The sequence below is a fragment of the Ferrovibrio sp. genome, from assembly GCF_029255545.1.
Classification (GTDB): Bacteria; Pseudomonadota; Alphaproteobacteria; order Ferrovibrionales; family Ferrovibrionaceae; genus Ferrovibrio.
In genome coordinates, this window is record NZ_JANLJJ010000060.1 from 31,878 (window position 1) to 37,656 (window position 5,779).

Here is a 5,779-nt window from a genome sequence, read left to right on the forward strand (position 1 = left end):
GACTGTAAACGAAAAAGGCCGGGACAAGTCCCGGCCTCGATCTTTTTGTCCTGCGCGGCGGTGTTATGCCGCCAGCTTGTCCAGCTCTTTCAGCAGGGCATCGCCCATGCCGCTGGTGCCGACCTTGGCGCTGCCGCCGCCCAGGTCGGCGGTGCGCACGCCGCTCTGCAGCACGTTTTCCGCCGCCTTGTCGATCAGGTCGGCATCGTTGCCCAGGTCATAGGCATACCGCAACGCCATCGAGAAGCTCTGGATGGTGGCGAGCGGATTGGCCACGCCACGGCCGGCGATGTCGGGCGCCGAGCCATGCACCGGCTCGAACAGGGCCATGCGGCGACCGGTCACCGGATCGGCCGCGCCCAGAGAGGCGGAGGGCAGCATGCCGAGCGAACCGGTCAGCATCGCGGCCTCGTCGGAGAGGATGTCGCCGAACAGGTTGTCAGTCACCATCACGTCGAACTGCTTGGGGTTGCGCACCAGCTGCATGGCGCCGTTATCGGCATACATGTGCTCGAGCTGCACGTCCTTGTATTTCTCCTGGTGCAGCTTGGTGACTTCCTCGCGCCACAGCACGCCGGATTCCATCACGTTGGCTTTTTCCAGCGAGGTGACCTTGTTGCCGCGCTTCTGCGCCAGCTCAAAGGCCACGGCCGCCACGCGGCGGATTTCGCTCGTGGTGTAGGACTGGGTGTTGATGCCGCGGCGCTCGCCATTGGGCAGGGTCTCGATGCCGCGCGGCTCGCCGAAATACAGGCCGGCAGTCAGCTCGCGCACGATCATGATGTCCAGGCCGCGCACCAGTTCCGGCTTCAGGCTGCTGGCCTCCACCAGCGCGTCGAAGCATTTCGCCGGGCGCAGGTTGGCGAACAGGTCCATCTCCTTGCGCAGGCGCAAGAGGCCGCGCTCGGGCTTCTTGTCGAAGGGCAGGCCGTCCCATTTCGGGCCGCCCACGGCGCCCAGCAAAACCACGCCGTAATCCAGCGCGTCCTGCATGGTCTTGTCGGCCAGCGGCGTGCCATGCTTGTCGTAGGCCGAACCGCCGACCAGGTCTTCCTTCACGTCGAACGAGACATGGCGGCGCTTGTCCATCCATTCGATGACCCGGCGCACTTCGCCCATCACCTCGGGGCCGATCCCGTCGCCGGGCAGCATCAGCATGGTACGGTTGGAAGCCATTCTTTCAGTCCTTTCATATTGCGTCATGCCCGGCCTTGTGCCGGGCATCCACGTCTTGTTTTAAAAGAAACTCGTGGATGGCCGGGCCCAAGAATGCTCTTTGGCCGGCCATGACGGTTTTAGGTGGTTGCGTGTCTCAGCGGCCCGCCTGGGCATAGAGCCAGGGCTGGGTGCCATGCTGCTTGCTCTCGAAGGCGTCGATCTTCGACTTCTTCTCCAGGGTCAGCCCGATATTGTCCAGGCCGTTCAGCAGGCAGTGTTTCTTGTGGGCGTCGATCTCGAACTTGATCACGCCGCCATCGGGGCCGGTGATTTCCTGCTTGGCCAGGTCGACGGTGACGCGGGCATTCTGGCCGCGCTTGGCGTCGTCCATCAGCTTGTCCACATCGGCCTGCGGCAGCTTGATCGGCAGGATGCCGTTCTGGAAGCAGTTGTTGTAGAAGATGTCGGCAAACGACGGCGCGATCACGCAGCGGATGCCGTAATCCAGCAGCGCCCAGGGGGCATGCTCACGTGAGGAGCCGCAGCCGAAATTGTCGCCGGCCACCAGGATCTGCGCGCCCTTGTATTGCGCCTGGTTCATGAAGAAATCGGCCACCGGCTTGCCGTCCGGCGTCTGGCGCAGCTCGAAGAACAGGCCTTTGGCCAGGCCGGTGCGTTCCACGGTTTTCAGGAACTGCTTGGGGATGATCATGTCGGTATCGACATTGATCATCGGCAGCGGGGCGGCAACGGCCGTCAGCGTGGTGAACTTGTCCATGTCTGTCTCTCCCTGTCCGGCTCAGGCGATCTTGCGCACGTCGGCCAGCTTGCCGGCAATCGCGGCTGCTGCTGCCATGGCCGGGCTCATCAGATGGGTGCGGCCGCGCGCACCCTGGCGGCCCTCGAAATTGCGGTTCGAGGTGGAGGCGCAGCGTTCCTCGGGCTTCAGCTTGTCGGCATTCATCGCCAGGCACATCGAGCAACCCGGCTCACGCCATTCGAAACCGGCGGCGAGGAAGATCTTGTCCAGACCCTCTTCCTCGGCCTGGTGCTTCACCAGCCCAGAGCCGGGCACCACCATGGCCTGCACGCCGGCGGCCACCTTGCGGCCCTTGGCCACGGCGGCGGCGGCGCGCAGATCCTCGATGCGGCCATTGGTGCAGGAACCGATGAACACGCGCTGGATCGGCACGGTATCCAGCTTCTCGCCGGCCTTCAGCCCCATGTAGTTCAGCGCGCGTTCAAGGGCGGCGCGCTTCTGCTCGTCCTTCACATCGGCGGGGTTCGGCACCACGCCGGTGATCGGCGCCACGTCCTGCGGGCTGGTGCCCCAGGTGATATGCGGCGCGATGTCTTCGGCCTTCAGCTCGATCACGGTGTCGTAATGCGCGCCGTCATCGCTGGGCAGGGTCTTCCACCAGGCCAGGGCCTGCTCAAACGCTGCGCCCTTGGGCGCATGGGGCTTGCCCTTCACATACTCGAAGGTCTTCTCGTCGGGCGCGATCAGCCCGGCGCGGGCGCCCGCCTCGATCGACATGTTGCACACCGTCATGCGGCCTTCCATGGAAAGGGCGCGGATGGCGCTGCCGGTATATTCCATCACATAGCCGGTGCCGCCGGCGGTACCGATCCTGCCAATGATGGCGAGGATGATGTCCTTGGCCGTCACACCGGGGCCGAGCTGGCCGTCGATGTTGATCTTCATGTTCTTGGCCTTGCGCTGCGGCAGGGTCTGGGTCGCCAGCACATGCTCGACTTCCGAGGTGCCGATGCCGAAGGCCAGGCTGCCGAAAGCGCCATGGGTGGAGGTGTGGCTGTCGCCGCACACGATGGTCATGCCCGGCTGGGTGTAGCCCTGCTCAGGGCCCACGATATGCACGATGCCCTGGTTGATGTCGTTCATCGGGTAGTAGTTGACGCCGAATTCGCGGGCGTTGCGGTCCAGCGTCTCGACCTGGATGCGGGCCTCCTCGTCCTCGAACACGAACTGGGCGCGGTCGGGCGTGGTCGGCACGTTGTGGTCGGGCACCGCCACGGTACGGTCGGGGCGGCGGACGCGCCGGCCGGCGGCCTTCAGGCCGGCGAAAGCCTGCGGCGAGGTCACCTCGTGCACCAGGTGCAGGTCGATATAGAGCAGGCCGTTGCCCTCGGAATCGATGTCGACGAGGTGGCTGTCCCAGATCTTGTCATACAGGGTGCGGGGCGCGGTCATGGCGGCAGGTCCGTTCTCTTGCGTATTTTTATTGCGAGTTCAGGGCGTTTCGGTGGCCGGATTGAAGCTCAGCGGGGGGCTGCCGTCCAGTAGGGATCGTGCCCGGCCCGGTGGATTTAAATTCGCCTCCGGCTTAAAAGAAATTCCTATGGCCCACCTGCCCAGCCGCCGCCTTTTGCCGCTTAACGCCCTGAAAGCCTTCGAGGCCGCCGGGCGGCACCTGAATTTCACGGCCGCCGCCGAGGAACTCTCGGTCACGCTGTCGGCGATTTCCCACCAGATCCGCCAGCTCGAGGAGCTGCTGGGCGTGCCGCTGTTCCATCGCACCCGCAAGGGCCTCGTTTTATCGACCGAGGGACAGTTAATTTTACCAGACGTGCAGGAGGGCTTCGACCACCTGGCCAGCGCGCTCAGCAAGCTGGAGGCCAGGCGCGGCGAGGGCACGCTCACCGTCTCGATGCTGTCCACGTTTGCCATGCGCTGGTTCATCCCGCGCCTGCCGCGGTTCCAGGAGCAGTATCCCGATATCGAGGTGCGCATCACCACCTCGCTGAAACCCGCCGACCTGGAGCGCGAGGGCATCGACTGTGCCATCCGCCATGGCGACGGCGACTGGCCCGGCCTGTCCTGCACCCGGCTGTTCTCGGAATCCCTGGTGCCGGTGGCGCATCCGAAATTCGCCGGGTTGATCAAAAAACCATCCGACCTGAAGGACCAGAAGCTGCTGCACAGCCAAAACCGCCGCGACGACTGGCGCATCTGGCTGAATTCGGTGGGCGAGACTCGCATCGACGTCAATATCGGCCAGATGTTCGAGACCCGCTCCTACGCGATCCAGGCTGCCGTCCAGGGCATGGGCATCGCGGTGATGGACCCCGAACTGGTGGCCGAGGAAGTGGCGGCCGGCCGGCTGGTCAAGCTGTTCGACAAGACCCTGCCGCTCACCAATGCCTACTGGTTCGTCTGCCTCGAGCATATGGCCGACGCGCCGCGCATCAAGGCGATGCGCGACTGGCTGGTGCAGGACGTGTCGGCGAAGGGCGGGCAAACCGCTGCACAATAGTGCGGTCCCACAGCAGGGGTGGCTATGTGGCGGGGAATCATAACGCGGGTTGTCATGCTGGTCGGCCTGCTGGTCTTTGCAGCGACGGCAGAGGCGCAGCCCATTCCGGTTGGCGACGGCTATCGCGTCGTGAAGGCCGGCGATTTCAATCTCGAGCTCTTCACCTACAAGCCCGCCAGCTACACGGATGGCGCGCTGCTGCTGGTATTCCATGGCATCGCACGCGACGCGGATGTTTATCGCGACAATGCAAAGACCATTGCCGACCGTTACGGCCTTGCAGTGGTTGCGCCGCTGTTTGACAAAAGCCGATTCCCCTCGGCGCTTTATCAGCGCGGTGGCATCGCCAACCAGAAGGCGTTGCAACCGCAGGAGAAATGGGTCGGCACAACTCTGCTCAGGCTGATCGAGATTCTGCGTCGCGAAGAAGACCGGCCGGATTGGTCCTATTACATGATCGGCCATTCCGCCGGCGGCCAGTTCCTCAGCCGCTTTGCCGCCTTCGTGCCGCATCAGGCACGCCGCATCGTGGTCGCCAATCCATCGTCATGGGTGTTTCCGACACTCGGGCAGGATTTTCCTTTCGGCCTGGGTGGTGCCACGGCTTCGCTGGCGAATGACGAGTTTCTGCGCCGCTATCTGGCCGCGCCGATCACCGTCTATCTCGGCATGGGCGATACCGGCGGGAAGAATCGCGACGACAGCGACGATGCCGTGGGGCAGGGCGCCACACGTTATGACCGCGGGGTGAACTTTTTCCAGGCAGGCCAGGCGCTGGCGCGGGAGCGGGGTTGGGCGCTGAACTGGCGGCTGGTCGAGGTGCCCAAGGTGGGTCACAGCAGCAAGCGCATGTTCGATGCGCCGCAAGTCAAGGCGGCCCTGTTCGATTAAGCCTGTTCGATCGTCTTGGCCAATCTGATGGCCAGTTGTTTCACCATGCTGCGCACGATCAGCTTGTGGAACGGCATGATCAGCATCAGGTAGACGCGCCCGACCCGGTTATGGGTGGCGACCGCCGTGGTCAGTGTGATGCGGCTGCCGCCATCGACCGCCTCGATCCGCGTCAGGGCGCGGAAATCGAGGTGGCGGTCATCCAGGCCCGACACCACTTCGGTCTCCGACTCGCGCAGCACCGGAAAACCCTTACGGATTTTTGGCGCCTTGTAGCCGAGCCGGCCCATGATCGCATTGCGCATGTCCATCAACGCGCTGACCCAGGCCGGCGGGGTGCTGAAGACCAAGGCGGAGATCTCCCGCGCGTCCAGGTCGCGGCTCGGCACAACGATGCTGAAGGCATCGGCGAAATCGGCGCCAGGCAGGGTGGCGAGGAAGGCCGGATCGGGCGG

6 protein-coding genes are annotated in these 5,779 nt (G+C 64.4%); 2 read left to right on the top strand and 4 right to left on the bottom strand.

Annotation, left to right across the window (positions count from 1 at the left end):
• Nucleotides 1-63: 63 nt before the first annotated feature.
• The 3 genes from leuB to leuC form a co-directional block, all read right to left on the bottom strand.
• Nucleotides 64-1,176 (bottom strand): 3-isopropylmalate dehydrogenase, encoded by a 1,113-nt coding sequence (leuB, locus tag Q1J79_RS12025; protein ID WP_300300562.1) that lies wholly within the window; start codon nt 1,174-1,176, stop codon nt 64-66.
• A 136-nt stretch (nt 1,177-1,312) separates the two neighbouring features.
• Nucleotides 1,313-1,936: a 3-isopropylmalate dehydratase small subunit gene (gene leuD / locus Q1J79_RS12030; RefSeq protein ID WP_300300564.1), complete on the bottom strand. Its 624-nt coding sequence runs from the start codon at nt 1,934-1,936 to the stop codon at nt 1,313-1,315.
• Nucleotides 1,937-1,957: 21 nt separating this feature from the next.
• Nucleotides 1,958-3,370, bottom strand: coding sequence for a 3-isopropylmalate dehydratase large subunit (gene leuC, locus Q1J79_RS12035; RefSeq protein ID WP_300300566.1), 1,413 nt, complete (start codon nt 3,368-3,370; stop codon nt 1,958-1,960).
• A 148-nt stretch (nt 3,371-3,518) separates the two neighbouring features.
• On the opposite strand from leuC, the gene gcvA reads away from it, so the two are divergent.
• Both gcvA and Q1J79_RS12045 read left to right on the top strand, forming a co-directional pair.
• Complete coding sequence (gene gcvA / locus Q1J79_RS12040) at nt 3,519-4,433, top strand: transcriptional regulator GcvA (RefSeq protein ID WP_300300569.1); 915 nt, start codon at nt 3,519-3,521, stop codon at nt 4,431-4,433.
• 54 nt (nt 4,434-4,487) lie between these two features.
• Nucleotides 4,488-5,324 (top strand): hypothetical protein, encoded by an 837-nt coding sequence (locus Q1J79_RS12045; RefSeq protein WP_300300572.1) that lies wholly within the window; start codon nt 4,488-4,490, stop codon nt 5,322-5,324.
• Here the strand turns inward: Q1J79_RS12045 and Q1J79_RS12050 are convergent.
• Nucleotides 5,321-5,779 (bottom strand): DUF2867 domain-containing protein (locus Q1J79_RS12050; protein ID WP_300300575.1); only part of this gene is annotated, 459 nt, incomplete at its 5' end. The genes Q1J79_RS12045 and Q1J79_RS12050 overlap by 4 nt on opposite strands.